This window comes from Pseudomonas brassicacearum (assembly GCF_003732175.1).
GTDB classification, from domain to species: domain Bacteria; phylum Pseudomonadota; class Gammaproteobacteria; order Pseudomonadales; family Pseudomonadaceae; genus Aquipseudomonas; species Aquipseudomonas brassicacearum_G.
The window spans coordinates 225,422-252,404 of record NZ_MOBI01000028.1 but is presented as its reverse complement, the minus strand read 5'-3'; the positions used below and the strand labels follow the sequence as shown (position 1 = coordinate 252,404).

The following is a 26,983-nucleotide window of genomic DNA, read 5'->3' as shown; positions in this document are numbered from 1 at the left end:
GGCGTTGCCCGCCCGGCTCCAGTGAGCAGGGCATTTAAGCCAACGTTGGGGCTACAAAAGGCTCCGGCAGCGTTCAATGGCTGATTATCAATAAGTGGCATTTACCGCTTATCGGCTATATGACAGATTCGAGTACTGATAAATCTCCTTACACTTTCTCGACTACAGTCTGCTCATGCCTGCCCAACTCAAGCGTCGCCTGTTTACTTTCCTGCTGATCGTCCTGCTGGTTGCCGGAGGCTTCTTCGCTCAATGGTTCTTCAAGGGACGGTTTTACGAAAGCACCGATAACGCTTATGTCCAGGGTGAAATCACCCGTGTCTCCAGCCAGTTGGGCGCGCGCATTGAGGAAGTGCTGGTACAGGACAACCAGCATGTCGAAAAAGGCCAGCTGCTGATCCGACTTGAAGGCGATGACTTTCATCTCGCCGTCGACCGCGCCAACGCGACCCTCGCCACTCGCGAAGCCGAGCGCCTGCAAGCCCAGAGCAAACTGACCCAGCAAGCCAGCCTGATCGCCGCCAGCGAAGCTCAGGTCGCTGCCAGCCAGGCCACCCTCGGCCGCTCGCAAATCGATTTGTCCCGCGCGCAAACCCTGCGCAAACCGGGCTATGTCTCGGAAGAACGGGTGACCACCCTCTCCGCCGACAACCGCATCGCTCACTCGCAAGTCGCCAAGGCCCAGGCTGACGCCCAAGGCCAGCGTCAACAGGTCAACGCCTTGACGGCCGAGATCAAGCGCCTGGACGCCCAGATCGCCAACGCCAAAGCTGATCTGGCACAAGCCCAACTGAACCTGACCCGCAGCGAAATTCACGCACCGATCAGCGGCCTGATCGGCCAACGCGCAGCCCGCAATGGCCAATACGTGCAGGCTGGCGCTTACCTGCTGTCGATCGTCCCGGACCAGGACATCTGGATTCAGGCCAACTTCAAGGAAACCCAGATTGGTCACATGCAGCCCGGCCAGAAAGCCGAACTGACCTTCGATGCCTACAGCGACACACCGATCGAAGCCCGGGTCGACAGCCTGTTCGCTGCCTCGGGTGCGCAGTTCAGCCTGCTGCCGCCTGACAATGCCACCGGCAACTTCACCAAAGTCGTCCAACGGATTCCGGTGAAACTGACGTTTGCTGCCGACAATCCGCTGCACGGCAAGATCCGCCCGGGCATGTCGGTCACCGTCAAAGTCAACATTAAAGACCCTGGCGATGGCCGGTGATCAACTGATCCGCCCGGTCGGCGAACCGACCCGACGGGACTGGATTGCGGTGATGAGCGTGATGCTCGGCGCCTTCATGGCGGTGCTCGACATCCAGATCACCAACGCCTCGCTCAAGGACATCCAAGGCGCGCTGTCAGCGACCCTGGAGGAAGGCTCGTGGATTTCCACCTCGTACCTGGTGGCGGAAATCATCATGATTCCGCTCACCGCGTGGCTGGTGCAACTGCTCTCGGCACGACGCCTGGCGGTGTGGGTTTCACTGGGTTTTCTTGGCGCTTCCCTGCTCTGCTCGATGGCCTGGAGCCTGGAGAGCATGATCGTGTTCCGCGCCTTGCAGGGGTTCACCGGCGGCGCGCTGATCCCGCTGGCGTTCACCCTGACGCTGATCAAACTCCCCGAGCACCATCGCGCCAAAGGCATGGCGATGTTCGCCATGACCGCGACTTTCGCACCCTCCATCGGCCCGACCCTCGGCGGCTGGCTGACGGAAAACTGGGGCTGGAAGTACATCTTCTACATCAACATTCCGCCGGGGCTGATCATGATCGCCGGCCTCATGTATGGCCTGGAGAAGAAAGAAGCCCACTGGGAGCTGCTCAAAAGCACCGACTACACGGGCATTCTCACGCTGGGGGTTGGCCTCGGGTGCTTGCAGGTGTTTCTTGAGGAAGGCCATCGCAAGGACTGGCTGGAGTCGAACCTGATCGTGACGCTGGGTTGCATCGCCCTGTTGAGCCTGATCACCTTTGTGATCGTGCAAGTGTCCAAACCCAATCCGCTGATCAATCTGGGCATCTTGCGCAACCGCAACTTTGGCTTATCGAGTATTTCCAGCCTGGGCATGGGTGTAGGGCTGTACGGCTCGATTTATCTGCTGCCGCTGTACCTGGCGCAGATCCAGAACTACAACGCCTTGCAGATCGGCGAAGTGATCATGTGGATGGGCGTGCCGCAGCTGTTCCTGATTCCGCTGGTGCCGAAACTGATGAAGTTCGTTTCGCCGAAGTGGCTGTGCACCCTCGGTTTTGGCCTGTTTGGCTTGGCGAGCATTCTTTCGGGCGCGCTCAACCCCGACTTCGCCGGACCGCAGTTCAATCAGATCCAGCTCGTCCGCGCACTGGGCCAGCCGTTGATCATGGTGACCATTTCGCTGATCGCCACCGCCTACATCCTGCCGCAGGATGCAGGCTCCGCTTCGAGCCTGTTCAACATTCTGCGCAACCTCGGCGGCGCGATTGGCATCGCCCTGCTCGCCACCCTGCTGGATGCGCGAACCAAGACCTACTTCGACTATTTACGCGAGTCGATCGTGCCAACCAACCCGCAGGTGGCCGAGCGCATGGCGAGCATGACCGATCGATTTGGCAGCGAAATGGCCGCGCTGGGCAAACTCAGCGAGATCACCCATCAACAAGCCTTGATCATGGCCTACAACGATGCGTTTCACTTTGTCGGGATTGCGCTGGGGGTGAGCATGCTGGCGATCCTGCTGACCAAGGCGTTGCCGCCCGGGTTGAAGGCTGGCGAAGCCCACTAGTCGCTGCTGATCGTTCCCACGCTCCGCGTGGTAATGCATCCAGTGACGCTCTGCGTCACAGCGGACGCGGAGCGTCCGGGGCGGCATTCCCACGCAGAGCGTGGGAACGATCAAGTCCAGCCACTGCAAAACTCAGACGGTCAACAACCGCTCGCGCATCTTGGTGATTTCGTCGCGTGTCTGTGCGGCGGCTTCGAACTCCAGGTCGCGGGCGAGCTGGTACATCTTCTCTTCCAGCTGACGAATGCGCTTGGCGATTTCGCTCGGCGAACGCAGCTCGTTTTCGTACCGGGCACTTTCCTCGGCAGCCTTGGCCATGCCTTTGCGCTTCTTGCTGCGCGAACCCGGCACGACGGCGCCTTCCATGATGTCGGCAACGTCCTTGAATACGCCTTTAGGGGTGATGCCATTGGCCAGGTTGAAGGCGATTTGTTTGTCGCGACGACGCTCAGTCTCGCCAATCGCCCGCTCCATCGACCCGGTGATCCGGTCGGCATACAGAATCGCCCGGCCATTGAGGTTCCGCGCCGCACGACCGATGGTCTGGATCAGCGAACGCTCGGAACGCAGGAAGCCCTCCTTGTCGGCATCAAGAATCGCCACCAGCGACACTTCCGGCATGTCCAGGCCTTCACGCAGCAGGTTGATCCCCACCAACACATCAAAGGTACCCAGGCGCAAGTCACGGATAATCTCGACCCGCTCCACGGTATCAATATCCGAGTGCAGATAACGTACCCGCACACCGTGGTCCGCGAGGTAGTCGGTCAAGTCTTCGGACATGCGCTTGGTCAACGTAGTGACCAGCACCCGCTCCTCCAGCGCCACACGCTTGGTGATTTCCGACAGCAAGTCGTCGACCTGAGTCAGCGCCGGACGAATCTCGATTTGCGGATCGACCAGACCGGTCGGCCGCACCAGCTGCTCGATCACTCGACCGGCGTGTTCCGCCTCGTAGTTGCCCGGGGTCGCCGAGACGAAGATCGTCTGCGGGCTGATGCTTTCCCATTCATCGAAACGCATCGGCCGGTTGTCCAGTGCCGAGGGCAGCCGGAAACCGTATTCGACCAATGTCTCTTTACGCGAACGGTCACCCTTATACATCGCGCCAACCTGCGGCACGCTGACGTGGGATTCGTCGATCACCAGCAAGGCATCGGCTGGCAGATAGTCAAACAAGGTGGGTGGCGGCTCACCGGACTCTCGGCCCGAGAGGTAGCGAGAATAGTTTTCGATACCGTTGCAGTAACCCAGCTCCAGAATCATCTCGAGGTCAAAACGGGTGCGTTGCTCCAGCCGTTGGGCTTCCACCAGTTTATTGTTGGAGCGTAGGTATTCCAGACGCTCCTGCAGCTCGACCTTGATCCCTTCGATAGCCCCCAGCAGGGTTTCTCGCGGCGTTACATAGTGGCTCTTCGGATAAAAGGTGAAACGCGGCAGCTGGCGAATCACTTCGCCGGTGAGCGGATCGAAAGCGGAAATCTTCTCTACTTCATCATCGAAGAGCTCAATACGGATCGCTTCAAAATCGGATTCCGCCGGGTGGATATCAATCACGTCGCCGCGCACGCGGAAGGTCGCGCGGGCAAAATCCATGTCGTTACGGGTGTATTGCAGGTCGGCCAAGCGGCGCAGCAAGGCGCGCTGATCGAGCTTGTCGCCACGATCGACGTGCAGCACCATTTTCAGATAGGTTTCCGGGCTGCCCAGACCGTAGATGCACGAGACCGTGGTGACGATGATCGCGTCCTTGCGCTCCAGCAACGCTTTGGTCGCCGACAGACGCATCTGCTCGATGTGGTCGTTGATCGAGGCGTCTTTCTCGATGAAGGTGTCCGACGACGGCACGTAGGCTTCGGGCTGGTAGTAGTCGTAGTAGGAAACGAAGTACTCCACCGCGTTGTTCGGGAAGAATGCCTTGAACTCACCGTACAGTTGCGCGGCCAGCGTCTTGTTCGGCGCCAGCACCAGCGTCGGTCGCTGCACCTGGGCGATCACATTGGCGATACTGAAGGTCTTGCCCGAACCGGTCACACCAAGCAACGTCTGGTGCGCCAGCCCGGCCTCGATGCCCTCGACCATCAGACGGATGGCTTCCGGCTGATCGCCGGCGGGCTCGAAGCGGGTGACTAGCTGGAATTCAGACATATCGTACCTATTGGTTTCCAAGGAGCGACGCACTCCGGCGCTGGCGGGCGCGCCAGAACGGTGAAGGTCGCTCACGACGAATGTCGCAGGGAAAAATCATGATAACCGTTGATGTGGTACCGAATACCTCTAGTTTCAAGGCAAACGTCCTACATACCCCTAAGCCATTGACGTGACAATAAGGCTAACGAGCAAAAAATAATCCGAAAAAACCTGCCCGAAAAGCGGAAACGCCTGTCGCCGCGCCCGGCGTAGGCCTCTATACTAGCTCCCCGTTTGTGCACCGCTCTAGTGCATTCGGCTGGAGCGCTACACGTCCCTCCACATTCCATTCAGAGCCGCCGCAATAATGAGCCTCTTCTCCGCTGTCGAAATGGCACCACGCGATCCAATCCTGGGCCTCAACGAAGCATTCAACGCTGACGCCCGTACCAATAAGGTCAACCTGGGGGTCGGTGTTTACTGCAACGAGGAGGGGCGAATTCCACTCCTGCGAGCCGTTGTCGAAGCCGAGACGATTCGTGCTGCTCAACATGCTTCCCGTGGCTACCTGCCGATCGACGGCATTGCAGCCTACGACCAGGCCGTGCAGAAGCTGCTGTTCGGTAAAGACTCGCCACTGCTTGCAGCGGGCCGGGTTGTCACCGCCCAGTCCGTCGGCGGTACCGGCGCACTGAAAATCGGCGCTGACTTCCTCAAGCAACTGCTGCCGAACGCCGTCGTTGCCATCAGCGACCCAAGCTGGGAAAACCACCGCGCACTGTTCGAAACCGCCGGTTTCCCGGTTCAGAACTATCGCTACTATGACGCCGCGACTCACGACGTGAACCGCGCCGGCCTGCTGGAAGACCTGAATGCCCTGCCGGCTGGCTCCATCGTTGTGCTGCACGCTTGCTGCCACAACCCGACTGGCGTCGACCTGAGCCCGGCGGACTGGAACAACGTGCTGGACGTGATCAAGGCGAAAAACCACGTGCCGTTCCTCGACATGGCCTATCAGGGCTTTGGCGACGGTATCGACGAAGACGCCGCTGCCGTGCGCCTGTTCGCTGAGTCGGGCCTGAACTTCTTCGTTTCCAGCTCGTTCTCCAAATCGTTCTCGCTGTACGGCGAACGTGTTGGCGCGCTGTCGATCGTCAGCGAATCGAAAGAAGAAAGCGCTCGCGTGCTGTCGCAAGTCAAACGCGTAATCCGCACCAACTACTCCAACCCGCCGACCCACGGTGCAGCGATCGTTGCGGCCGTGTTGAACAGCCCTGAACTGCGCGCCCAATGGGAACAGGAACTGGCCGAAATGCGTCTGCGCATTCGCGGCATGCGCCAGCAGATGGTCGATCTGCTGGCGAAAAACGCGCCTCACCAGGACTTCAGCTTCGTCGGTCGTCAACGCGGCATGTTCTCGTACTCCGGCCTGACGGTTGAGCAAGTGACCCGTCTGCGCAACGAGTTCGGCATTTACGCCCTGGACACCGGCCGCATCTGCGTTGCCACGCTGAACCAGAGCAACATCGACGTGGTGACCAAGGCCATCGCTCAGGTGATCTAAACCACACGCGCAACAGAAAAGGGGAAGCCGCTTGGCTTCCCCTTTTCGTTGAACAACAGATAATTATCAACACTGCGAACGAGCACTCTAGACTGCACACGTACTGCGTATTTCCGATACTTCAGAGAACCGACATGAAAAACGATGATTTACGCGCTGACCGCGATGAAGACCTGGATCACTTCGTGCCGCGCAACCAGAAGACCAAACGCAGCAGCGGGCTGGTGTGGCAGGTTGCCCTGGGCGTATTTCTTGGCGGCCTGGCCCTGTGGCTGGTGCAACTGGCCGCCACGTCGCTGTATGCCAAGCTCTTGCTCGGCACCTTCACCTTCGGCGGTTAAGGTCGATCAGCCCGCCAGTTCGGTCGAACGCTGACTGGCGGCGTCGTCATAAGCCACATACAGCGATTCAGCGACCTGGCTCTTGATCGCTTTGGTGCTTTCCAGCCCCAGCACAAACCCTTCAGCCTTGCCGCCAGCGCGATTCAACTCATCAGCGGTGCTCGCCTGAGTGATCGCATCGAAGAGCTTCTCGGCATGCGGCCCGACGCCTTTTGGCAGGCTGATCTGAGCAATGCTCATACGAACACCTCGCGCAGCATTGACGACGTGAGCAGTGATTGGTGAGTCATGACGCGTACCTTTTCGGCTGAGGGCCGGTAGCGCGTGAAACCACTTCCGGGGGGCCATGGTAGACCTCTGCCACGATTCTGGTAACCGCCAATGGCAGACAACGCCCTTCTCGCCTGCAAAATCATCACCGCCCACCTGAAAATCTGCCATTCGTGCAATTCACGCTTGACTTGTCCTTTTTAATCAGTAACATACGGCGCATTCCGCGATAGCTCAGTTGGTAGAGCAAGTGACTGTTAATCACTGGGTCCCTGGTTCGAGTCCAGGTCGTGGAGCCAGACAGCAATATTAAAAAGCCCCTGAATCGAAAGACTCAGGGGCTTTTTTGTGGCTGATGGAAAATCAAAAGATCGTCCGAACGCGGCCCGAACCTGCGGCAGCTTCAACGCCTATGGCCGGGGGACACGAGGCAGTTCGCGTTTGTGAGCGGTTTTGATGTAGGCGCTTTCGATAATCTGCTGCGCCTGCTGCGACACCGTTTCGCCCATCAGATACGCATCGATTTCCTCGTAACTGCAACCATATGCCGCTTCATCCAACTTGCCCGGTGCCAGGTCTTCCAGGTCCGCGGTCGGCGCCTTGTGCACTAGATGCGCCGGTGCGCCCAGGGCGTCGGCCAGCAACCGTACCTGGCTTTTGATCAATCCGGACAGTGGTGCCAGATCGCAGGCGCCGTCGCCGAATTTGGTGAAGAAACCCATTAGTGCTTCCGCACCATGATCGGTGCCGACCACTAACCCGTTGCAAAAGTTGGCGATAGCGTATTGCGCCAGCATCCGCGCCCGGGCCTTGACGTTGCCTTTGGCAAAGTCGATGAGTTCGGCTGAAGGCTGCAAACCGTCGATGGCGATATTGGCCATCAGGCCGTCGACACAGTCGGCGATGTTGCTGGTGGTGATCAGGTCCGGCTGGATGAAGTCCAGGGAGGCCTGGGCGTCACGCTCATCGGCCTGGGTCTTGTACGGCAGGCGCACGGCGATAAAGCGCGCCTCATGATCCTCGGCGCGCAGTTGCTCCACCGCCAACTGGCACAGGCGGCCGGCGGTCAAGGAGTCGACGCCGCCGCTGATACCGAGCACCAGGGCCCTGCAGCCCGACTCGCGCAGCACCTGTTTAATGAAATCGACACGACGGATGATTTCAGCGGCCTCGCCGCCCCGGGCGAGTTGCCGGTCGATGCCCAGTTCCCGGGCGATGCGCTCTTGCTGTTGCATCGTCATATCAGGCTCCCAGTTGTGGATTGATCAGTTTGACGTTAAATACCTGGGCCGCGTACCGCAGGAACGAGGCGTCTTCACAGACGTTCTTGATCGGGTCGTCGGAGAACTTCACCACCGGCTCGCCATGCACCCGTACCAGCTTCATGACGATGCTCAACGGCTCGACACCCTCGACATCGCAGGCCAGGCTGGTGCCCATGCCGAAACCGAATCTGGCCTTGCCACGCACGTGGCGCAGGATCGGCAGGCACTTCTCGAAATTGAGACCGTCGGAGAACATCAGGTCCTTGGTTCTTGGATCGATGCCCAGCTCCTTGTAACGCCCCAGCACCTTGTCGGCCCAGACGATCGGGTCACCGGAATCCTGACGCAGGCCGTCATAGAGCTTGGCGAAGTACAGGTCGAAATCCTTGAGGAAGAAATCGGTGCTGATGCAGTCGGTGAGCGCGATCCCCAGCCTGCCACGGTACTCGCGCACCCAGTTTTCCAACGCGGCGTTCTGGCTCTCGCGCAACCGCCCGAGTTGTTGGTGGACCATTAGCCATTGGTGGGCCATGGTGCCGATCAGCGGCAGGTCGAACTCGTAGGCCAGGTGAGCGTTGCTGGTACCGACGAACACCCCGGGGAAGTCACTGCGCATGACGTTGACCACTTCGCGCTGAGCCCTGAACGACAGGCGCCGGCGGGTGGAGAAATCCGAAACCCGAAACTCGGCGAGCTCTTCGCGGCTGGCGTTTTTTTCCAGCCATTCGAACTTCTGGTAGAGCTTGCGGGTAACGTCGGCCAGCTCGACTTCCGGGTACTTCTCGCGGTTGCGCAGTTCACTGACCATCGCCAGCACCGGCTGCTCGAACATGATGCAGTGCAACATCGGACCGCGGACGCGGATGTGCAGTTGGCCGTCGACTTCCGACACGTGGATGTAGCGCAGGTTGAAGCGAAACAGACCGAGGAACTGTTCAAAGTCCGGTGTCAGGTACTCACGGAAACGCTTGTTGAACAGAAACCGCTGCTCACCCTCGCGCAACTGCAGGCCAGCGAGCTTCTCCAGCTCATTACGAATGTCCGGGATCAAGTGCCCGAGCCGCTCTTTCGAGCGCACGATGAACTGATATTCCACGTCGACGTTCGGGTGCTGGTGCAGCACCGCCTGCATCATGGTGAAGGTGTAGTAATCGGTATCCAGAAGACTCTGGATGACGCCGTTGCTGCTATCGAATGCACTTTCCATGTTTTCTTCCTTATGCGCTTGCCAGACTGGCGGTTTCTTCGCGGGTCGCGGTGACCGAGACTCCCGCTTGTTGCATGTCTTGAATGGCTTGAGTGGCGCCCTCCTCACTGATGGCCCGGCAGGCCGGCAAGTGGATGATCACCTTGAAACCGGCGGCGGCCAGTTGCAGGGCGGTGGTCTTGACGCAAAAATCCAGCGCCAGGCCGCCGACGATGACCTGCTTCACACCCTGACTGTTCAGGTACTCGATCACGCCGGTGGAGAGCTTGCCGTGCAGGTCGTGGTAGCAGGCGCCGTAAGGGTGCAGATCCGGCTCGACACCCTTCCAGACGAAGTAGTCGTAATCGTATGGGGTCGGCAATTCGTCCAGCAGGGTGAAGCCTTCGGTGCCAGGGACACAGTGACTGACCCAAGTGATATCGGCGTGTTCGAGGCCGGTCGACTGGAACATTTGCGAGTGCTTGGCCACCACCCACGGGGCCTGAGCCGTATGAGCGTCCTTGCTGCCGACACGCAGGCTGGCCAGGGTGGCCATGAAGTTCAGTTCACTGCCGATCTGCTCGCCGCCCGCCACGGGCAGCTCATCAGGGCACAACGGCGTGAAGCTCTTTTGCGCATCGACATCGAAGGAAGCGGTTTTCAGGGTCTGGCTGCTCATGCTGGGTCTCTCCTCTGCATGGATCAAAAGTACATGTGATGTACTTTCATTGCAACACCCGGCCATGAAAATATTTTATCGCGAAGAAACCCACCTATTTTCTATATGCATGAGGGCAATTGGAGATGGTTTCGTCTGAACGGATTCGGTGATAAGGTACACGTCATGTACCAATAGGGAGATCAGCCATGTTTGAAATAGCCCTCTATGGCGGCGCCTTCAACCCTCCTCACGCCGGGCACGCCCAGGTGATGATCGAGGCCTCACGCCAGGCCAGGCGTCTGCTGGTGGCCCCCAGCTTCAGGCACCCTTACGGCAAACGAATGGCCGACTATGAACTGCGCCTGAACTGGCTGGAATCGATCGCCGAGCACGTACAGCCGCTGTGCTGCACCGAAGTGCGTGCCAGCCGGGTCGAACAGATCGTGGCGCGCGGCGTCGAAGGTCCGATCTACAGCTACACCCTGCTCGCTCATCTCGCCGACAGCCTGGCCATGGACGGTAAACAGATTGCCCTGGTGGTCGGCCAGGATGTGGCGGACCTGTTGCCAACCTTCTATCGCGGCCCGGAGTTGCTGGAGCGCTTTTCCATCATCTGCGTCGAGGAACAGATCCATGTACGCAGCACGGTGCTGCGCGAACGGCTGGCCTTGGGCGAGTCGCTACCCACCCACTGGATGGCACCCGGCATGGATCCGGTAAACTATGGCCTCTACGCTGCCCACGGAAGCTGACATGCCAGACCGCACTCCCCATCCAAGCGCCTACCTGCATACCATCGACCTTTGTGTGCTGTGCTACTGCCGGGAAACCCAGGCGCTGGAAATCCTCCTGAACCGACGCGAAACCGAACCGTTCGCCGGTCATTGGGCGCTGCCAGGGATCGTGGTCAATGGTGGGGTCGAAGACCTCACACTGAACGATGCCGTGGAGCGCCTGCGCGCCTCGAAAAAAGTCGGCATGCCGCTGGCCTGGATTGAGCAGGTCGGTACTGTCGGCGACGCGTTCCGCGATCCGCGCTGCTGGTCGTCGTCGACCTTCTACCTCGCCATCGTCAGCGATGCGGTCCAGCCGGCCGAACAGCAACGATTTTTCCCGCTCAAGGACGTGGCCGAAGCCTCGACCAAACTGCCCTTCGATCACAACAGCCTGGTGGCCTCGGTGCAGGAGCGCCTGTTCTCCAAGTCGTTGTACAGCAGCCTGCCGCTGATGTTCCTCGGCAACGAGTTCAGCGCGCCTGAAGCGGTGAGCATTTTCTCCCTGGTGCTTGAACGACCGGTGCTCAAGACCAGCATCCGCCAGCGCCTGCTGAAGATGATCGAGGCCGGCTACCTGCAAGAGACCGGGCGCAAAAAAAGCGGCGACGGCGGTCGCCCGCAAGCCACGGTAGAAAACCTCAAACCCGCCAATCTCTACCTTTTCGATCGCTGCTTTCTGGAGTAATACCGCGCATGAAGCCCGTCACCGAATCCCAGTGCCTGCTGCAAACCCCATACTTCAAAGTGGTCCGCGAGAACGGCTACTTCATCATCAAGGAAGCCCGGGCTATCAATGGCGTGGTGGCCGTACCGACCCTGGAAGACGGCCGGTTGATGCTGGTCAACCTCAAGCGCCGGGCCATTGGCGGGATGTCCATCGAATTCCCGCGAGGCGCCATCGACGAGGGCGAATCCGCCAGCGACGCGGCGGCCCGCGAGCTGCTGGAAGAGACGGGCTGGCAGGCGCTGAAGGTCAAGGAGCTGGGCTTGCTGCACAGCAACACATCGTTGATAGCCAGTGCGGTTGCGGTGTGCCAGGTCTACCTCGATACACAAGCCACCGACGAAACCGATGGCGAGGTGGATGATCTTTTGTTCATCACCCGCCAGGAACTGATGGCAATGATCACCGCCGGCCAGATCACCGATGGCCACACGCTCTCGGCGGCAATGATGCTGATCGCCTGCGAGGCCGGTCGCCCCTAGCGCCCCCGGCGAACTCGATAAAGCGGCGCAGCGTGGGCAAGCGCTTGGGGTCGCGCAATGACTCAAGGCCGCTGCAGGTTGTCGACTGTCAGTCGGAACATGCCATGCAAAAAGGGCAGAAGGGATGCAATCCCCTCTGCCCTTCTGTTTATCGGTTGTGAGCGTGAGGTCGGTCAGGCGCCGCTCTGCACAGTGTCGTCAGACATGCTCACTGCTTTTGGAATGCTCCGCATGATGCTCCGTCGGGCCGTGGGACGAATCCACCACCACCGGCACTTCATTACCATCGCAGTCATGCAGCTTGCCGTGACTGAAGTAATCCCCTTCACGCAGCGCCGCCAGATCCTGGAAACGCAAGGTCCGTTCGGTACCGGCAGCGAAGACCGATTGTTGGTCCGAGTTGCCGGCAGTGAAGTGGTTGAAGGTCAGGTTGAGCGCGATCGCCATGATCGCCGACGAGCTGATGCCGGAATGGAAGATGGTTGCGAACCAGTTGGGGAAGTGATCGTAGAAGTTGGGGGCGGCGATGGGGATCATGCCAAAACCGATGGAAGTAGCGACGATGATCAGGTTCACGTTGTTGCGGTAATCGACCTTGGACAGCGTACGAATACCACTCGCCGCCACGGTGCCAAACAGCACGATACCGGCACCGCCGAGGACGGATGTCGGCACGGCGGCAATCACTCGCCCCATCACCGGCAACAGCCCGAGCACCACCAGGAACACCCCGCCCGTGGCCACCACGTAGCGGCTCTTGATCCCGGTCACCGCCACCAGCCCGACGTTCTGCGCAAAGGCACTTTGGGTGAAGGAGCCAAAGATCGGCGCGATCATGCTCGACAGCATGTCGGCCCGCAGACCGTTGCCCAGACGCCTGGAATCAACCTTGGTGCCGATGATTTCACCAACCGCCAGGATGTCCGCGGAGGTTTCCACCAGCGTCACCATGATCACAATGCACATCGACAGGATCGCCGCGAAGTGGAAGGTCGGCATGCCGAAGTGGAACGGTGTCGGGAAGCCAAACATCGGCCCTTGAGTCACCGTCGAAAAGTCGGCCATACCAAGGAACACCGCAATCACGGTGCCGATCACCATGGCCAACAGAATCGACAAGCGGGAGATCGTGGCGCTGCCGATCTTGCTCAACATCAGCACCAGTGCCAGCGTCAATGCCGCCAGCCCGATGTTCGCCATGCTGCCGAAGCTCTCGGCGTGGCTGTTACCGCCCATGGCCCAGCGCGCTGCCACCGGCATCAGTGTCAGGCCGATGGTGGTGATCACGATGCCGGTGACCAACGGCGGGAAAAACTTGGTAATTCGAGAAAACACCGGCGTGATCAGCAGCCCAATCAACGAGGCAGCGACCACCGCCCCCAGAATCGACTGAAAACCACCCTCACCGCCGCTGCTGACAATCGCCACCATGGTTGCGACGCCCGAGAAGGAAACACCCTGCACCAGCGGTAACTGACAGCCAAAAAATGGCAATCCGAGGGTTTGCAGTAATGTCGCCAAGCCCCCCGCAAACAGTGACGCCGCAATCAACAGACCGATGTCTGCCGGAGAAAGCCCGGCCGCCTGGCCGATGATCAGTGGTACCGCAACGATACCGCCATACATGGTCAGAACGTGTTGCAGGCCGTAAGCCATATTCGCGCCGACCCCGAGGTTTTCATCCTCAGGCCGTTGGTGTGAAACAGAGGGCGTTTTCATCGTGAGGGGGTTCCCTGGTTTTTGTTATGCGCACACTGTATTCAATACTCAAGACAAATGTCTATAGAGTTGTATACAGTTTGCCGGCCAGTATTTGCGGCGCCACATCAAGATCTTGAAATAGTTCTTCCCTCAGTCTCTCCCCCACGACGACTAACCTTCAAGTCTCTTCAGCGATCAACGGCTCACTCGCTGCCTTTTTTATGCATATAAAGTATGCATAATGAAGACGTTCGACATTCAGTACGACGAAGTAAAAAATGCTGCAAACAAAAGGAAGCACAAGGGCATCAGTCTCGCCGACACAGAACCGGTGTTCTACGACAACAATGCCCTGACGCTCCCGGACAGCGACCATGATGAGCAACGGTGGATCGTTATGGGTAAAGATGCTTTGGACCGGGTACCAGTGGTTGTCTACACCTACCGCGATCCGAACTTCGTTCGAATCATTTCCGCTCGCATCGCTACCCACCATGAGCGCCGCCAATACCTGGAAGCTTGAGCCATGAAAGAAGAATACGATTTCAGCAGTGCCAAACGCGGGCCGGTTGCTGCCAGCAAAGGCAAGACCCGCATCACCATCATGCTCGACGACGCCGTGATAGAGGCAGCACGCGAACTCGCAGAGAGTGCAGGATATGGCTATCAGACCGTGATCAACAACACCTTGCGCCAAGCCTTGCTGAACGCAAAAGGTCAGGGTCCGACGCCTGCCTCCGCCATTGATGCAGGCATCAAACACCTGAAGAAGGGAATTACCGCTGCTGAAATGAAATCACTGGAGCTGACGTTGAGTGCGGCAGCCAGTGAAATCAACCGGATGCTCGAAGCTGAGCACAGCCCGAAGGCAAAAGCCAAAACGACTCGAACACTGAGCCGTGCCTGACGCGCGCTTACCGCACGCAGTGCTCAGTCTGGCCTTTCACTTGAGCTGACCAACTGCGTCAGCACCTGCCTCAACTGCGGATGCTGCGGCACGCAAATGTCGAACTCGCGCTCCAGCACCGCAATCACTTCATCAGCATCTGTGAGCTGCCGGCGTTCGCTCTCCTGACCCATCCGGTGAATGGTATAGCTGCCGTTGTTGAGCGTGCGGCGCATCCCTGGCCCGGTGCGCGCCACTTTCAATTGCCCACGAAACGGAGAATCGGGGTGGGTCGAGACATACCAGTTGCCGATCTGGTAATCGATGTCTGACTGAGCCTGCAGATAGAACACATACATCGGCCGCCACTCGCCCGCGACCTTCGCGCGCAAAGCGTAGCTGCTGTCCTGCCGAACGATGCGATACGGTTCATGGCCCGTCGGTTGCTCCTCTTCAGTATCGAGGCGCAGTGGCGCCGTGGGTACCATGCCGCCAAAGCCGACATCCGAGATATAACGAACCCCGTCCAGGGTGACCAGGCTCAAGCGGTGAGTACGCGCGGTCAACGCGTCCTCAGGGCCACCCAGCACCGCCCGCCCGGTGATCCCTCGGGCTTCGAACCCCAGCTGCTGAAGCAGGGCGAGGAACATGTTGTTGAGTTCGTAACAGTAACCGCCTCGCCCCTCGTGCAGGACTTTGCGCTCGACCGAAGGCAAGTCGATGGGCACCGGAACCCACAGCATCGTCGACAGGGTTTCAAAAGGAAACGTTGCGGTATGACGCGACTGCAACTCGCGAAGGGTGTCGAGCGTGGCCGGCGGCGGCGTGTCATAACCGAGGCGCTTCAGGTAGAGGTCAACATCCGATAGTTCAGCCTGAATCATCAATGACTCCTTGCTCAGGACACGTGCGCCATCACCAAACGGGTGGCAGTAGCCAGAACATCACGACGCGCTTCTGCGTCTTTTTGATGCTGGGTGAAGTAAACCGCGAGCACCACGGGTGCGCCTGTCTGTGGCCAAAGCACCGCCGCATCGTTTGTGGTGCCGTAGTCGCCGCTACCGGTTTTATCGCCGACGATCCACCCGGCCGGTGTGCCAGCCCGAATGCTCGCATCGCCGGTGGTATTGCCCTTGAGCCAGGTCGCCAACTGCTCGCGCTGCGGCGTTGCCAACGCGCCACCCAGCACCACCTTCTGCACGCTGGCGGCCATCGCTGCCGGTGTCGTAGTGTCACGCGGATCATCAGGAATCGCCGTATTCAACTCCGGTTCCTGGCGATCAAGCCGGAACGCCGGATCACCCAGGCCTTTGACAAACAGGTTAACCGCTGCCACTCCACCTAACTCCTTGATCAACAAGTTGGCGGCAGTGTTATCGCTGTATTGCAACGCGGCGGCGCACAACTGCGCAACGCTCATGCCCTGTTTCAGATTCTGTTTGGCGATGGGGGCGTAAGACAGCAGGTCGGCTTCAGCATAGGCAATATGCTTTTCCAGCAACCCCGGCTCAGCCATGCTTTTGTGCAACACCGCTGCGGCCAACATCAACTTGAAAGTACTGCAGAACGGAAAACGCTCACCGCCCCGATACTGAATCTCGTGGCCATTGGCAGTGTTGATCAAAGCAACGCCCAATCGACCTTTCGCACTGTCCTCCAATTCGGCAAGTTTCTTGTACAACTCGGCCAGCGGTTTATCCGCAGCTGAAGCGTTAGCCCAGGCCGGAACTACCAGTGTGATCAATGGCAGTGTCAGACCTGCCTTCAACAATGAACGTCGCGAAGGTGAATACTTCATGCAGTGCCTCGTAAAAAACAAACATTACAGACGGATCCGCTGTGCAACCGCGCCCCGCCCCTTCATCAGACTTCCGGATGCACTACCCCTTCAGGATTTCCTTCCATCGACACCACCACCGTGCGGTTTCGACCAAAATTTTTCGCCTGATACAACGCCGCGTCTGCCCGTTCGATAAACACTTCGATGCTATCCCCGTCTTTGGGCACAAACGCATAACAGCCCAGGCTCACCGTCAGATGCCCCGAAGGCGCTCCTGAATGGATGATGTGCTTGTCCTTGACACTGTGGCGGATCTGCTCGGCAATCGTAAAGGCGCCGTGAATGTCAGTGTCGGGCAACAGCACCGCAAACTCTTCACCGCCATAACGCACCGCCAGGTCGGATTTGCGCAGACAACAACTGTTTACCGCGCGCGCCACTTCCGCCAGGCACTGATCCCCCGCCACATGACCGTAGGCATCGTTGTAACGTTTGAAAAAATCGATATCGAGCATGATCAGGCTCAACGAACTCTGTTGGCGCGCACCCCGTGCAAATTCGATGTCCAGCGCCCGCTCGAACAGCCGACGATTTGCCAACCCGGTCAGGCTATCGTGAGTCGCGATCACTTCCAGCTGCTCTTGCGCAGTCCGCAAATCCGCCTCGATAAGCTCACCATTGCGAACCTGCAGCACAAATACCCAACCGAACAAACCCACACCGAGCACCACCAGGGCAACGACGACGCTGGATTGATAGGCGTTGGCGTACCAGCCCCGAAGAATCGTCTCCTTCGGGGTCGCCGCGGCAACCACCAGCGGGTAGGCGTCCAACTGACGATAGCCATACAGCCGGATCACGTTATCCACTACCGAACGGATCATCCCATTGCCGAAACTGGCATGGGGCAGGTACTTCTGGAAAATATCCCCATGCGCCAGCGACTCGCCTATCCGCGCTTCCTCGAACGGTCGCCTGGCCAGCAGCGTACCGTCCGACAACGCCAGAAACATCACGCCATTGTCATCGAGGCTGAAGCTTTTGAAGAACTGATCGAAGTACGACAGCTTGATCCCCACCAGCAGCACGCCCTGGAACTCGCCATGCTGGTCGTTTATCCGCCGGGAAATCGGAATGATCCACTCGCCATTCTGCCGGCTACGAATCGCCGGCCCGATGTGCGCGAGCAAGGTAGGATTCTGCTGATGGAACTTGAAGTAGTCGCGATCCGCCACCCCCTCGCGACGCGGCAGGTCATCAAACGATGTCACCACCCACTGGCCGTTTTTATCGAACAGAAACAGCCCGTGTAACTGCTCAAGCGCCTGCACCCGCCGCGCAAAGGTCTGTTGCAACCGCGGGTTCTGCAGCACGCCAAAACCCTCTGCCTCAATCCAGTCGACCAGGCTGGTCATCACCAGGTCCGCGCTCAGAAACGTGTCCTGCGCCTGCTGCGCCATCGCCCGCGTCAGGTTCGACGACGCCACCTCAGCCAACGACAAATCGTAGCGCCGGGACTGTTCCAGTTGCAGGTAAAGCAAACCACACAAACACAGGCAAACCGCCGCAACAAACATCATCGCAGCCTTGCGCAGCGGCAGGCGTTTAAGCGGGCCGCCGGGGGTGTAATGAGGGTCGTGAATGGGGGTAGGCAAAAGGGTCATCCTTGAAGGGTAAGGCATGAGCAAAAGCCCAGATCCCTTAATGCCGCGGAGCTTAGCCTACAGGGGTGATGAGGAGCAATTGTGGTGCGAGTCATAAACCCGCTTCTTCTTTTCTCCTGTAATGTTCAACGCATTTGTTGATGCCCTTTGAAACGTCAATGCCTCCCACCAATACTGCCCTGCGAATGTCCACGCCCGATGAAATATAAAGACAGCTCTGCATCGCTGGACACCGCCAGAAAGATTCTCAAGGTGAACCACGCCGGGGAATTCGGCGCTATCAACATTTACCGATCGCAGATCTTTGTATCCCGGCTGCTGCGCAAGGACTACGTGCCCCTTCTGGAAAGCTTCATGGAGGACGAAAAACGTCACATGAACCGGTTCTGGGAAGAGATACAGCGCCGCAACGGCATCAAGTGCAAGAGCTACTGGCTCTGCGGCGCCGGGGGCTGGTTCATGGGTTTTATCTCGGCGCTACTCGGGAAAAGCGGCGTCATGGCCTGCACCTGGGCGGTGGAGTCAGTCGTGGTGAGCCATCTAAAAAACCAGCTCGCCTACCTTGAAAGCCGGAACGATCTGGCCGCCTATGAAACGGTCCAGTCGATTCTGGAAGATGAGGAAAACCACCGCGATACCGGTCGAATCGAAGGCGGCAGCACGCTGTTGTATGGGCCGTTCAGATGGATGATCAGTTTGTTTACAGAGGGTGTTATTCGGTTTGGGATGCGGTAAAAACAGAAGCTCCCTATCACCGTCTACAGAAGCCAATCCATGGAGGAAAAGCATGAGCACGCTGAACCACCCGACAACCATCGACACCGTAGTGTTCGACCTCGGCAATGTCCTGATTCGCTGGAACCCAAGAAACCTCTACCGAAAAATCTTCGGCAATGACGTACAGGCCATGGAGACCTTTCTTTCCGAGGTCTGCCCTCCCGAGTGGAACGAGCGCCAGGACGCGGGCCGGTCGTGGCAGGAAGGAATCGAGGAGGCCATCGCGCGGCATCCGTCACAAGAGACGCTGATTCGTGCGTACCACGAGCGCTGGGAAGAGACACTCGGCGGCGTACTGGAAGAGAGCGTGCAGATCCTCGATGAACTGCACGCCAAAGGCGTCCGCCTGCTGGCCCTGACCAACTGGTCCGCCGAAACCTTCCCGATTGCCCTTCAACGTTTTCCCTTTCTGCACACGTTCGAGGGCATTCTGGTGTCCGGCGAAGTAGGTCTCATCAAGCCCGACCCGGCGATCTTCCAGCTACTGAAATCTCGCTACCAGCTCGAAGGTCACCATGCGGTGTTTATCGATGATCACGCGCCGAACATCGCAGGTGCACGCCAGGAAGGCTTCAATGCGCTGCAGTTCACCAGTGCAGCGCAACTGCGCAAAGACCTGGCGGCGATGGGTTTGCCGGTGCAGGCACTGAACGAGCCGGCATAACGAACCGACAGGCAACACATTTACAAGGCAACGAACACACAAAAACGGGCGACCGAGGTCGCCCATTTTTGCCAATAAATCGACAACGATCCCAATCAACGCATTGGTGGAACCCGAATATCACCCGCCCGACACTGACTCTTCACGCCCTTGCCGCAAGCCCCGAACGACAAGTCCTTACCCAGGCACACGCGCACTTCCGACAACTCGGGTCCGTTGCAGACAATCGCGATACCATTCTCTGGAATCCCTGGATTGCTCTGACGGAACATCTGCGCAATTTCCTGGGCCGGGAAGTAAATCTCGGTGCTCAAGGGCTTCAGCTTGTCCGGGATTTTCACCGTGCCAACCGCCTTGTCCGCCATATCCAGATAACCCGAGGCGCCAAGACCGCTGCACGTGCCGTGTTTTGACCATTCATGCTGAAGCAATTTTGGCGTCACAAACAGCGTCAGCCCTTGTTTTTGCTCCGCTGGCGACAACGGCACCATCGGCGGACACGACTCCGGCCAACCGCCCTTGGCGTACTGCGGCCATAGACCGTGGAGCACAAAGCCGTAGCCTTTGCCCGAGCATTGCGGGTTGTTCTGATGAGTCAGGCAAAACGTCGGCGACCAGGACAGCGTCAGCAGGTAGTAATCAAACACCCCCGCCACCGACTCGGTCTGCTGCTTATCGCGATGGGACCGAGCGTCGCTCATGCCGACGCTGCCAATCGTCAGCGCAAAGAGCGCGACCAGTGCATACAGTTTTTTCATAAACCCTCTCCTTTGGGGCAAATCGGCTGGTTGTCTCATTCTGGTGATTGGCCGGTCAAGTACTGTCTGAGGCGACCTTGCTGAATCCACGTCGAGGCTTCTATGCTCAATAGCTTTTGAGGTTGCCTTATGTTCTCTATTGATCAACGAAGCCCCCCAAACCCCGGCGATATTCAGGTGTATGTCGTCCACGGCTACCGCGCCTCCCCACAGGCCCATTGGTTTCCCTGGCTGAAAGACCGCCTTGAAACCCAAGGGATACGGGTCGACATCCTGGAGATGCCCAGCCCCCTGCAACCGAACGTCGAGGAGTGGGCGCATTACCTGGACGAGCACATCACCCGTCACGACCCAAACACCTATTTCGTCGCCCACAGCCTGGGCTGCATCAGCCTGCTTGCGCACCTGGCTAAACAAGCAGCATCGACCCGATTGGGTGGGCTGGTGTTGCTCTCAGGCTTCGTAGAAACGCTGTCTGTGCTGCCAAGCCTCAATGGATTCGTTGAACAGGGATTCGATTCGCATCAGATCATCCAGATGTCGGCGCAACGCTCCGTCATCGCCGCGCAAGACGACACGATTGTGCCGTTCACCCACACTGAAAAACTGAGCCAGATACTGGAGGCGCACTTCCACGCGCTAGAGCACGGCGGACACTTCCTGGCCAGTGACGGGTTCACCGAACTGCCGCTGGTGGAAGAGATTCTGCTGGACATGATCAACGAAAAAACGAACCGCTAATGGCGACGGATTGCGACTAGTCATCACCCGCCAAGGTGAAGTACCTTGAAGTCGCTACGCCTACACTTACATCACGATAGGGAATCGAAATGAGTAAGGCAGATGAGCTCGCTGTAAAACTGAAACAGAAACAACAAACCCGTGCGGACGCGGAAGCCTGCGCGGATACGGCAATTGAGCATTGGCCGATACAGGTCTATGCGATGTACCACCAGCTTGAAGCATGGCTGGAGCCACTGACCGAAGTCGGCTTGAACATTCGCCGCATCCCTACACACGTTTTCGAAAGCCTCCCCTCCGGCGAGACTTTCAACTATGCCATCGACAAACTGTTGATCGAGGGCAACCACCACAGCATCACCCTCGACCCCATCGCTCGCTTCGTCATTGGCAGCATGGGCCGTGTCGATATCCTCTGCAAAGGCCAAGAGCGGTATTTACGCCGGACCGAGACCGTACACGGTGAAGCGCATTGGCAGATCCAGACGATCCCGCGCAACGGACAACCTCGACAGGATCCGGTCGAACTCAATGAGGACAACTTTCTCTCGGTGATACAGGAAGGCCTGGCGCTCTAAAGCCGAGCGCCATTTGGGGATGCATCGTGGCGTGTCCCCCTTCCCTGCCAATTCCCAAAAAAATGGGCGACCCGTTGCGGTCGCCCATTTTCGTTTCAGCCATGAAATCTGCCCCCACCCCTGTCACTCACCGCGCTTTACCTGATATCCGACAATCCGTATATTCGCCAAACCATATATTCATACCCCCGGCCCGGCGCCCTACGGAGAAATCGATGAAAGTCCTGTTCATGTGCACGGCCAACAGCTGCCGCAGCATCCTGTCCGAAGCCATGTTCAACCACCTCGCCCCGGCAGGTTTCGAAGCCGTGAGCGCCGGCAGCTTTCCCAAAGGCCAGGTCCTGCCGCGTAGCCTGACCACCTTGCAGGCCGCCGGCGTTGCCACTGACGGCTTGAGCAGCAAGGGCAACGACGCCTTTGCAGACAGCCCGCCAGACATCGTCATCACCGTGTGCGACAAGGCCGCCAGTGAAACTTGCCCGGTGTATTTCGGCCCCGCGCTCAAAGCGCATTGGGGGCTTGAAGACCCGTCTGACGTCAGCGGTAGCGAAGAGCAAATCAACGCCGCCTTCAACGCCACGCTGGCCACCATCGAAACCCGTTGCCGCACCTTCCTCCAGTTGCCCTTCGAACGCCTCGACGCCGCTGCACTCCAGCGCGAACTCGAGCGCATCGCCACCCTTTAGCCTGGAGCGCCGCATGAGCGATCAACTGCCAAACCTCGACACACTGCTTTCCGACACCTTGCACCACTCCGCGGTCGACAACCCCAAGCCACGCATTTTGCTGCTCTACGGCTCGACCCGCCCGCGCTCGTTCAGCCGCCTGCTGGTGGAAGAAGCGGCCCGGTTGCTGGAGCACTTCGGCGCCGAAACGCAGATCTTCAACCCCTCCGGCCTGCCGCTGCCGGACGACGCGCCCAGCGACCACCCGAAAGTCCAGGAACTGCTGACGTTGATGCAGTGGTCAGAAGGCCAGGTGTGGTGCTCGCCGGAACGCCACGGCTCGATGTCCGCCGTGTTCAAAGCGCAAATAGACTGGGTGCCGCTGGCGATGGGCGCCGTACGCCCGACCCAAGGCAAAACCCTGGCAGTGATGCAGGTCTCGGGCGGCTCGCAGTCGTTCAACACCGTCAACCAACTGCGCGTACTGGGGCGCTGGATGCGCATGTTCACCATCCCCAACCAGTCCTCCGTGCCGAAGGCCTTCATGGAGTTCGACGAGCAGAACCGCATGAAACCCTCCGCGCTCTACGACCGCGTGGTCGACGTGATGGAAGAACTGGTGAAATTCACCCTCCTGCTACGCGACCGCCCCGACCTCGTCGACCGCTACTCGGAACGCAAGGAAAGCGCAGAGGAATTGAGCAAGCGGGTTAATCAGCGTTCGATATAAAGCCTCGAAATAAACAAGGAGCGACCGCGATGGCCGCTCCTGCACACTTCCTACAACTTCTGTAACACTTTAACTATTCACGTCCCATCTCCGATCACACTCTTTTACATCTGAGGTACACATTCTTAACAACTGCATTCCTTTCGTTGATTAGCATGGACAAACCTTATGCGAATTCAGGGACGTCGCTATTCCAACGGATGCCTTATGAAGGAAAGCAAATGCCTACTGAACAAATCATCATCTTTGTTACCGTTACAATCATTGGCCTTGCATGGGCTGCCAGAAGAGATTTAAAAAACCGGAAGAAAGAACAGGCCACAAAAGAGGCTAATGAGAGCGTAGATTGACTGTCGGTTACTTTCAAAACAAGTAGACAGATATAGTGGGGCACTTCAAAAAATAATAATCTGCCCCGTCAATACGCTACAGCCTTATAAACAGATCGATGATTAACAAGGGGCGACCGTTGCGGTCGCCCCTTTTCGTTTACCGCTGCAATCGCCGCCCGATCACATCCATCAAATCACACCCATCGCGCAGCGGAATCGCCAACACCCGCGCGAAATCCTGCAACAGCAACGCATCACGGCCAAGCCCCTCGCCCAGGGAAAGCGTTTCCAGCAATTGCGTCACGCTGCGAATGCGGTACGCCGCCGTGTCGTGCAGCACATCGACCGGCGCTTCGGTGTCAATCAGCAGCGACGCAATTGTGCAGTCAATGCCGGTGATCGGCATGTATCGAGCCATGGCAAAACCTCCAGTGAATGAACCAGCGCGAGCACTCAGTGACGAGCAGCGGACGAAACCCCGGACGCCAAGTCCGGCGTATCGAAGTGCTCCAAGGCGCGGTTCACCAACAACTCGCTGAGTACCACCAGTTGCTGCATGGCCAACGCCACATGGCGGCGTGAGCCTTTGAGTTCGAAGGCCAGGTCGGTGGTCATGGCGTTGAGGGACGCGAGGGTTTCGGAGGTGTGGATTAGCAGGGTTTCGGTGTCGATGTTGGGGGCGATGGTGAAGACGTGGGTGGTGGGGTCGGAGACGGCTGGGGTTTCGGGGGGATTGGGGGTGATCTTTTTCATGAGTGAAGCTCCTTTAGCATTTATGGGTGCTTGGGCTCCTTTAGCAATAGAACGGACTTCCACATCCGGCCGCTGAATTTGCAGCGACACGTGGAATCTACTTTTGGTAGTCGCCTCTCACAAGTCGGCCAAGAACGCCAAGACATGCGGGAAATTTCCGAAACCTGTATTCAGGTATGAATATGGGCCACCCCCATTGCCCTTCTCAGTCTGTTAAGGTCGCGATCTTCATAAGGAGTTCTTTGACAGGAGGTCAAACATGGCAAAGCCAGCCGCACGCATCACCGACCCGACCAGTTGCCCCATGCCCGGGCACGGCCCCAAAGCGATCGCCTCCGGGTCTCCCGACGTGTTCTTCGACGGACTTGCAGCCGCGACTAAAGGCGACACTTGCACCTGCGGTAGCGCTTTAGTCTCGGGCGTATCCGCTACGGTTTTCATCAATGTTAAAAATGCCGCTCTAGTCGACAGTGTTGGCACCCATGGTGACATCGTGATTGGTGGTTCGGGCACGGTGATTATCGGTGACTCACATACGCCGGCACCGTTCACTCCGCCTACGCCTATGACCATCCACGGGAACTGGATCGGCTTTAAGATTCCTGCAGCAGAGAGTTATGAAGGGTTTGCCTGCACGACTCACTTTGACGACGGGTCTTCGATGTCCGGGGTATTCGACTCAAACAACTCGGTCAAATTCTCCAATCCCACCGGAAAGGCATGCCATACCTTGGCATTCGCCCAGCACGAGAACACCTGCACCACCGCCGGTATCGACGGACTACTGAAAGACATTTTGGGATAAGGATATTCTCGTGACGGAACCGAACCTGGTAACCGGAAGCTATATCGTTAAAAGTGAACATACGCTCTACCAGTCCCCCCTTGAGATGGCGGTTGCGGGTATGGAAGGAGCTGCAAGTCGCTTTTCCATCGATGCCATCAAGGACGAACGGGTCCGTGTGAGCTATGAGAAAAACATTCGGCGAATGGCGCAGCAAATATTTGCTGAGGTGAAAGCTGGCAACATCAGCGTTGAAGACGGCACAAAGTTCAGCAATGAGATGCGCAACAAAATCATGTTCGAACATCGCAAGCTTACATCTGCGCAAGGCTTGGCCATCGTACAAAAAAAGAAAAAGGCTGGTAAGACACACGCCGACGTACTGAACGAAAAATCTCAAGCCCAGTTCAACAAGAACTACGAGCAACTTTCTAAGACACAGCAAAAAGAAGTCCTGTACAGAGCGCTAGAGCGGTCCGGCAGTGCCAATGCCAAGTTCACCTCTGGCACCAAAATCATGTCTGTCATGGGTAAGGTCGGCATCATCATGACGGCAGTGCTGGCCACCTACCAAATACTGAACGCTGACGACAAGGCTAAAGAGACGGCTCGTCAAGCCACCATCTTGGGCGGCGGCGCAGCGGGAAGCCTTCTTGCAGGCTTGGGCATATCGGTTATTTGTGGCCCAGGCGCGCCTGCCTGCGCTATAGCCGTTGTACTCATCGGTAGCGTAGCCGGTGGCATAGCGGGCGGAATCGCTGCCGATACATTCGACGACGAGCTAAAGGAGTTGGCCCATTGGGACATATTCTGACCTCAGCAGAACGAGCGAGTATTCAGATAGCACTGGCAGAGGCATTTGTAGATAGCGCTGTCGACTATGCCTATATCGCGGAACGAATCCGGGGCTATGACCTGAAAGTAGTGAAAGACATTTTGTACTCAGAAGTCGCACCTGTGTGTTTTAGCAACCTTGAAACACCTGTCCCTCCGATTTGGACAGGCTTCAAGGATGAGTGGCTATTAAGTGAAATTGAAAAGGAACTCCAGGCACGAGAAAATAGTTGGCTGCGTCGTGTATTTGACAAGCTGAAAGTTGCCTGGCTACGTTATAGCTACGGCTACATCTGGAGGGAGATAATAAAATTTTAAGAAGATCGGGGACAGAACACGACTTATTTGGCACAGGCTTAATCACTCAAGCCAAAAATCGTGATTCACCCTTGAATTGCAGCTCCTGCTTCCACCTTGACTTAAACACATATTGACTTCAGGAAAACAACACATGGCGCACCTAACCGAGAACTGCAAAGGCGACGACAAGAAGAAAAACATCTGTGCTCTTTATGATGTACAAGTCATCTCAAGAATTGCGCTAATGCCTGGTTCAACCATTGACGGATGTTGTGGAGAGTTAGAGAATGAGCACACTATATTTCATTATAAAAACAAGACCAACCCTAAGGATGAAGGTACATTTTCAGTAGGTAAAAGCTGCGCCGCGAGCTTCCTAAAGATACTCAATCAAAAAATGCCGCATTTGATAAACCCCATGCAAAACATCCAAATTCCAGGAACGGGGCCAGGGCCACAAGTATCGACTAACGGACCAGAAGAAGAGAGCGACAAACATTCCAGCATAACAGCTCAATCGATCCCCACTATTAACCAAGAGCTTTATACCGCCATTAACTTATTTTTCATCTTACAAAATAAAATCCCAAAATGGGCCCTTCAAAGAATTTTGTTAGAGATACAAAACTCTCCCACAAAGGCACTGGATGAAAAAAACGTTTTTGATTTTATCAAAGTCTTAGCAGCCTATAAAAAAACCTTAAGTGACATGATCGCATCTGCGAAAACCAAGCACCCACAAATGAAATCGTATAGTTTTCCAACCATAGATGCCATTGCACGTAAAAACTGGATTTGCCTTCCATAAAATCACTGACTTTTGGGGACAGACCACGATTAATTTGGCATCAGCTTAATTACTCAGCTATAAACCG

32 protein-coding genes and 1 tRNA gene are annotated in these 26,983 nt (G+C 57.5%); 21 read left to right on the top strand and 12 right to left on the bottom strand.

What is annotated here, in order from left to right:
* The first annotated feature begins 175 nt into the window (after positions 1–175).
* Complete coding sequence (locus tag BK658_RS25715) at positions 176–1,222, top strand: HlyD family secretion protein (RefSeq protein WP_123584751.1); 1,047 nt, start codon at positions 176–178, stop codon at positions 1,220–1,222.
* A complete protein-coding gene (locus BK658_RS25710) occupies positions 1,212–2,762 on the top strand; it encodes an MDR family MFS transporter (RefSeq protein WP_123584750.1) in 1,551 nt (516 codons plus the stop codon). The genes BK658_RS25715 and BK658_RS25710 overlap by 11 nt, the downstream gene beginning before the upstream one ends.
* 132 nt (positions 2,763–2,894) lie before the next feature.
* On the opposite strand, the gene uvrB is transcribed toward BK658_RS25710, so the two are convergent.
* Positions 2,895–4,910: an excinuclease ABC subunit UvrB gene (gene uvrB, locus BK658_RS25705; protein ID WP_123584749.1), complete on the bottom strand. Its 2,016-nt coding sequence runs from the start codon at positions 4,908–4,910 to the stop codon at positions 2,895–2,897.
* Between the two features lie 349 nt (positions 4,911–5,259).
* On the opposite strand from uvrB, the gene BK658_RS25700 reads away from it, so the two are divergent.
* Positions 5,260–6,456 carry an amino acid aminotransferase gene (locus tag BK658_RS25700; protein WP_123584748.1) on the top strand — a complete coding sequence of 399 codons (1,197 nt, stop codon included), beginning with the start codon at positions 5,260–5,262 and terminating at the stop codon, positions 6,454–6,456.
* Between the two features lie 134 nt (positions 6,457–6,590).
* Positions 6,591–6,797: a hypothetical protein gene (locus tag BK658_RS25695; RefSeq protein WP_123584747.1), complete on the top strand. Its 207-nt coding sequence runs from the start codon at positions 6,591–6,593 to the stop codon at positions 6,795–6,797.
* 6 nt (positions 6,798–6,803) lie between these two features.
* Here the strand turns inward: BK658_RS25695 and BK658_RS25690 are convergent, their stop codons facing one another.
* The gene (locus tag BK658_RS25690; RefSeq protein ID WP_019692692.1) at positions 6,804–7,037 is read right to left on the bottom strand and encodes a hypothetical protein; all 234 of its coding nucleotides are present in this window, start codon (positions 7,035–7,037) and stop codon (positions 6,804–6,806) included.
* 253 nt (positions 7,038–7,290) lie between these two features.
* On the opposite strand from BK658_RS25690, the gene BK658_RS25685 reads away from it, so the two are divergent.
* Positions 7,291–7,366, top strand: a tRNA-Asn gene (locus BK658_RS25685).
* Positions 7,367–7,477: 111 nt separating this feature from the next.
* Here the strand turns inward: BK658_RS25685 and nadE are convergent.
* Genes nadE through BK658_RS25670 form a run of 3 tightly spaced genes read right to left on the bottom strand, consistent with a single transcriptional unit; the run spans position 7,478 to position 10,197 of the window.
* A complete protein-coding gene (nadE, locus tag BK658_RS25680; protein WP_123584746.1) occupies positions 7,478–8,308 on the bottom strand; it encodes an ammonia-dependent NAD(+) synthetase in 831 nt (276 codons plus the stop codon).
* Position 8,309: 1 nt separating this feature from the next.
* A complete protein-coding gene (pncB, locus tag BK658_RS25675; protein WP_123584745.1) occupies positions 8,310–9,539 on the bottom strand; it encodes a nicotinate phosphoribosyltransferase in 1,230 nt (409 codons plus the stop codon).
* A 10-nt stretch (positions 9,540–9,549) separates the two neighbouring features.
* Positions 9,550–10,197 carry a nicotinamidase gene (locus tag BK658_RS25670; protein WP_123584744.1) on the bottom strand — a complete coding sequence of 216 codons (648 nt, stop codon included), beginning with the start codon at positions 10,195–10,197 and terminating at the stop codon, positions 9,550–9,552.
* Between the two features lie 188 nt (positions 10,198–10,385).
* Between BK658_RS25670 and BK658_RS25665 the strand changes: the two genes are divergently transcribed.
* From BK658_RS25665 to BK658_RS25655, 3 genes are read left to right on the top strand one after another with little or no spacing between them, the layout of a single operon-like run.
* Positions 10,386–10,931 (top strand): adenylyltransferase/cytidyltransferase family protein, encoded by a 546-nt coding sequence (locus tag BK658_RS25665; protein ID WP_123584743.1) that lies wholly within the window; start codon positions 10,386–10,388, stop codon positions 10,929–10,931.
* A gap of 1 nt (position 10,932) precedes the next feature.
* Entirely contained in the window at positions 10,933–11,640 is a 708-nt protein-coding gene (locus BK658_RS25660; protein WP_123584742.1) for an NUDIX hydrolase, read from the top strand.
* A gap of 8 nt (positions 11,641–11,648) precedes the next feature.
* On the top strand, positions 11,649–12,161 hold the full coding sequence (locus tag BK658_RS25655) for an NUDIX hydrolase (protein ID WP_123584741.1): 513 nt from the start codon (positions 11,649–11,651) through the stop codon (positions 12,159–12,161).
* A 198-nt stretch (positions 12,162–12,359) separates the two neighbouring features.
* Here BK658_RS25655 and BK658_RS25650 read toward each other — a convergent pair whose 3' ends face one another.
* Positions 12,360–13,880: a nucleobase:cation symporter-2 family protein gene (locus BK658_RS25650; protein WP_123584740.1), complete on the bottom strand. Its 1,521-nt coding sequence runs from the start codon at positions 13,878–13,880 to the stop codon at positions 12,360–12,362.
* Between the two features lie 223 nt (positions 13,881–14,103).
* Here BK658_RS25650 and BK658_RS25645 point away from each other — a divergent pair, with 223 nt between their 5' ends.
* Positions 14,104–14,385 (top strand): BrnT family toxin, encoded by a 282-nt coding sequence (locus BK658_RS25645; RefSeq protein ID WP_123584739.1) that lies wholly within the window; start codon positions 14,104–14,106, stop codon positions 14,383–14,385.
* A gap of 3 nt (positions 14,386–14,388) precedes the next feature.
* On the top strand, positions 14,389–14,769 hold the full coding sequence (locus BK658_RS25640; protein WP_123584738.1) for a BrnA antitoxin family protein: 381 nt from the start codon (positions 14,389–14,391) through the stop codon (positions 14,767–14,769).
* Positions 14,770–14,792: 23 nt separating this feature from the next.
* On the opposite strand, the gene BK658_RS25635 is transcribed toward BK658_RS25640, so the two are convergent.
* The 3 genes from BK658_RS25635 to BK658_RS25625 form a co-directional block, all read right to left on the bottom strand.
* The gene (locus BK658_RS25635; RefSeq protein ID WP_123584737.1) at positions 14,793–15,632 is read right to left on the bottom strand and encodes an arylamine N-acetyltransferase family protein; all 840 of its coding nucleotides are present in this window, start codon (positions 15,630–15,632) and stop codon (positions 14,793–14,795) included.
* Between the two features lie 14 nt (positions 15,633–15,646).
* A complete protein-coding gene (bla, locus tag BK658_RS25630) occupies positions 15,647–16,546 on the bottom strand; it encodes a class A beta-lactamase (protein ID WP_123584736.1) in 900 nt (299 codons plus the stop codon).
* A 65-nt stretch (positions 16,547–16,611) separates the two neighbouring features.
* Positions 16,612–18,183 carry a sensor domain-containing diguanylate cyclase gene (locus tag BK658_RS25625; protein ID WP_123584735.1) on the bottom strand — a complete coding sequence of 524 codons (1,572 nt, stop codon included), beginning with the start codon at positions 18,181–18,183 and terminating at the stop codon, positions 16,612–16,614.
* A gap of 207 nt (positions 18,184–18,390) precedes the next feature.
* Here BK658_RS25625 and BK658_RS25620 point away from each other — a divergent pair, with 207 nt between their 5' ends.
* Together BK658_RS25620 and BK658_RS25615 are read left to right on the top strand one after the other, a co-directional pair.
* Positions 18,391–18,927: a demethoxyubiquinone hydroxylase family protein gene (locus BK658_RS25620; RefSeq protein WP_123584734.1), complete on the top strand. Its 537-nt coding sequence runs from the start codon at positions 18,391–18,393 to the stop codon at positions 18,925–18,927.
* A 52-nt stretch (positions 18,928–18,979) separates the two neighbouring features.
* Positions 18,980–19,633 carry an HAD family hydrolase gene (locus tag BK658_RS25615; RefSeq protein ID WP_123584733.1) on the top strand — a complete coding sequence of 218 codons (654 nt, stop codon included), beginning with the start codon at positions 18,980–18,982 and terminating at the stop codon, positions 19,631–19,633.
* 95 nt (positions 19,634–19,728) lie between these two features.
* Here the strand turns inward: BK658_RS25615 and BK658_RS25610 are convergent, their stop codons facing one another.
* The gene (locus tag BK658_RS25610; RefSeq protein WP_123584732.1) at positions 19,729–20,391 is read right to left on the bottom strand and encodes a ribonuclease T2 family protein; all 663 of its coding nucleotides are present in this window, start codon (positions 20,389–20,391) and stop codon (positions 19,729–19,731) included.
* 129 nt (positions 20,392–20,520) lie between these two features.
* On the opposite strand from BK658_RS25610, the gene BK658_RS25605 reads away from it, so the two are divergent.
* The 5 genes from BK658_RS25605 to BK658_RS30440 all read left to right on the top strand — a co-directional run bounded on the left by BK658_RS25605 (position 20,521) and on the right by BK658_RS30440 (position 23,455).
* Positions 20,521–21,132 carry an RBBP9/YdeN family alpha/beta hydrolase gene (locus BK658_RS25605; RefSeq protein WP_123584731.1) on the top strand — a complete coding sequence of 204 codons (612 nt, stop codon included), beginning with the start codon at positions 20,521–20,523 and terminating at the stop codon, positions 21,130–21,132.
* Between the two features lie 89 nt (positions 21,133–21,221).
* Positions 21,222–21,710 (top strand): hypothetical protein, encoded by a 489-nt coding sequence (locus tag BK658_RS25600; protein WP_123584730.1) that lies wholly within the window; start codon positions 21,222–21,224, stop codon positions 21,708–21,710.
* A gap of 215 nt (positions 21,711–21,925) precedes the next feature.
* Positions 21,926–22,396 carry an arsenate reductase ArsC gene (locus tag BK658_RS25595; RefSeq protein WP_123584729.1) on the top strand — a complete coding sequence of 157 codons (471 nt, stop codon included), beginning with the start codon at positions 21,926–21,928 and terminating at the stop codon, positions 22,394–22,396.
* 13 nt (positions 22,397–22,409) lie between these two features.
* A complete protein-coding gene (gene arsH / locus BK658_RS25590) occupies positions 22,410–23,105 on the top strand; it encodes an arsenical resistance protein ArsH (protein WP_123584728.1) in 696 nt (231 codons plus the stop codon).
* Positions 23,106–23,326: 221 nt separating this feature from the next.
* Positions 23,327–23,455 carry a hypothetical protein gene (locus tag BK658_RS30440; RefSeq protein ID WP_259740141.1) on the top strand — a complete coding sequence of 43 codons (129 nt, stop codon included), beginning with the start codon at positions 23,327–23,329 and terminating at the stop codon, positions 23,453–23,455.
* 139 nt (positions 23,456–23,594) lie between these two features.
* Here the strand turns inward: BK658_RS30440 and BK658_RS25585 are convergent, their stop codons facing one another.
* Complete coding sequence (locus BK658_RS25585; protein WP_123584727.1) at positions 23,595–23,855, bottom strand: hypothetical protein; 261 nt, start codon at positions 23,853–23,855, stop codon at positions 23,595–23,597.
* Positions 23,856–23,890: 35 nt separating this feature from the next.
* Positions 23,891–24,190: a DUF6124 family protein gene (locus BK658_RS25580; RefSeq protein WP_123584726.1), complete on the bottom strand. Its 300-nt coding sequence runs from the start codon at positions 24,188–24,190 to the stop codon at positions 23,891–23,893.
* Positions 24,191–24,449: 259 nt separating this feature from the next.
* Here BK658_RS25580 and BK658_RS25575 point away from each other — a divergent pair, with 259 nt between their 5' ends.
* From BK658_RS25575 to BK658_RS25560, 4 genes are all read left to right on the top strand, one after another.
* Positions 24,450–24,995: a PAAR domain-containing protein gene (locus tag BK658_RS25575; RefSeq protein ID WP_123584725.1), complete on the top strand. Its 546-nt coding sequence runs from the start codon at positions 24,450–24,452 to the stop codon at positions 24,993–24,995.
* 10 nt (positions 24,996–25,005) lie between these two features.
* The gene (locus BK658_RS25570; RefSeq protein WP_123584724.1) at positions 25,006–25,788 is read left to right on the top strand and encodes a hypothetical protein; all 783 of its coding nucleotides are present in this window, start codon (positions 25,006–25,008) and stop codon (positions 25,786–25,788) included.
* A complete protein-coding gene (locus BK658_RS25565; RefSeq protein WP_123584723.1) occupies positions 25,773–26,126 on the top strand; it encodes a DUF7079 family protein in 354 nt (117 codons plus the stop codon). The genes BK658_RS25570 and BK658_RS25565 overlap by 16 nt, the downstream gene beginning before the upstream one ends.
* Before the next feature lie 133 nt (positions 26,127–26,259).
* Entirely contained in the window at positions 26,260–26,916 is a 657-nt protein-coding gene (locus BK658_RS25560; protein WP_123584722.1) for a hypothetical protein, read from the top strand.
* Positions 26,917–26,983 lie beyond the last annotated feature (67 nt).

Coding starts and splice junctions, on each gene's coding strand:
- pncB (WP_123584745.1), bottom strand. CDS start 9,539: ATGGAAAGTGCATTCGATAGCAGCAACGGCGTCATCCAGAGTCTTCTG.
- BK658_RS25580 (WP_123584726.1), bottom strand. CDS start 24,190: ATGAAAAAGATCACCCCCAATCCCCCCGAAACCCCAGCCGTCTCCGAC.
- BK658_RS25560 (WP_123584722.1), top strand. CDS start 26,260: ATGGCGCACCTAACCGAGAACTGCAAAGGCGACGACAAGAAGAAAAAC.
- BK658_RS25645 (WP_123584739.1), top strand. CDS start 14,104: ATGAAGACGTTCGACATTCAGTACGACGAAGTAAAAAATGCTGCAAAC.
- BK658_RS25670 (WP_123584744.1), bottom strand. CDS start 10,197: ATGAGCAGCCAGACCCTGAAAACCGCTTCCTTCGATGTCGATGCGCAA.
- BK658_RS25660 (WP_123584742.1), top strand. CDS start 10,933: ATGCCAGACCGCACTCCCCATCCAAGCGCCTACCTGCATACCATCGAC.
- BK658_RS25635 (WP_123584737.1), bottom strand. CDS start 15,632: ATGATTCAGGCTGAACTATCGGATGTTGACCTCTACCTGAAGCGCCTC.
- BK658_RS30440 (WP_259740141.1), top strand. CDS start 23,327: ATGCCTACTGAACAAATCATCATCTTTGTTACCGTTACAATCATTGGC.
- bla (WP_123584736.1), bottom strand. CDS start 16,546: ATGAAGTATTCACCTTCGCGACGTTCATTGTTGAAGGCAGGTCTGACA.
- BK658_RS25650 (WP_123584740.1), bottom strand. CDS start 13,880: ATGAAAACGCCCTCTGTTTCACACCAACGGCCTGAGGATGAAAACCTC.
- BK658_RS25575 (WP_123584725.1), top strand. CDS start 24,450: ATGGCAAAGCCAGCCGCACGCATCACCGACCCGACCAGTTGCCCCATG.
- BK658_RS25620 (WP_123584734.1), top strand. CDS start 18,391: ATGAAATATAAAGACAGCTCTGCATCGCTGGACACCGCCAGAAAGATT.
- BK658_RS25690 (WP_019692692.1), bottom strand. CDS start 7,037: ATGAGCATTGCTCAGATCAGCCTGCCAAAAGGCGTCGGGCCGCATGCC.
- BK658_RS25655 (WP_123584741.1), top strand. CDS start 11,649: ATGAAGCCCGTCACCGAATCCCAGTGCCTGCTGCAAACCCCATACTTC.
- BK658_RS25610 (WP_123584732.1), bottom strand. CDS start 20,391: ATGAAAAAACTGTATGCACTGGTCGCGCTCTTTGCGCTGACGATTGGC.
- BK658_RS25715 (WP_123584751.1), top strand. CDS start 176: ATGCCTGCCCAACTCAAGCGTCGCCTGTTTACTTTCCTGCTGATCGTC.
- arsH (WP_123584728.1), top strand. CDS start 22,410: ATGAGCGATCAACTGCCAAACCTCGACACACTGCTTTCCGACACCTTG.
- BK658_RS25615 (WP_123584733.1), top strand. CDS start 18,980: ATGAGCACGCTGAACCACCCGACAACCATCGACACCGTAGTGTTCGAC.
- BK658_RS25600 (WP_123584730.1), top strand. CDS start 21,222: ATGAGTAAGGCAGATGAGCTCGCTGTAAAACTGAAACAGAAACAACAA.
- BK658_RS25695 (WP_123584747.1), top strand. CDS start 6,591: ATGAAAAACGATGATTTACGCGCTGACCGCGATGAAGACCTGGATCAC.
- uvrB (WP_123584749.1), bottom strand. CDS start 4,910: ATGTCTGAATTCCAGCTAGTCACCCGCTTCGAGCCCGCCGGCGATCAG.
- BK658_RS25665 (WP_123584743.1), top strand. CDS start 10,386: ATGTTTGAAATAGCCCTCTATGGCGGCGCCTTCAACCCTCCTCACGCC.
- BK658_RS25595 (WP_123584729.1), top strand. CDS start 21,926: ATGAAAGTCCTGTTCATGTGCACGGCCAACAGCTGCCGCAGCATCCTG.
- BK658_RS25700 (WP_123584748.1), top strand. CDS start 5,260: ATGAGCCTCTTCTCCGCTGTCGAAATGGCACCACGCGATCCAATCCTG.
- BK658_RS25640 (WP_123584738.1), top strand. CDS start 14,389: ATGAAAGAAGAATACGATTTCAGCAGTGCCAAACGCGGGCCGGTTGCT.
- nadE (WP_123584746.1), bottom strand. CDS start 8,308: ATGACGATGCAACAGCAAGAGCGCATCGCCCGGGAACTGGGCATCGAC.
- BK658_RS25585 (WP_123584727.1), bottom strand. CDS start 23,855: ATGGCTCGATACATGCCGATCACCGGCATTGACTGCACAATTGCGTCG.
- BK658_RS25605 (WP_123584731.1), top strand. CDS start 20,521: ATGTTCTCTATTGATCAACGAAGCCCCCCAAACCCCGGCGATATTCAG.
- BK658_RS25710 (WP_123584750.1), top strand. CDS start 1,212: ATGGCCGGTGATCAACTGATCCGCCCGGTCGGCGAACCGACCCGACGG.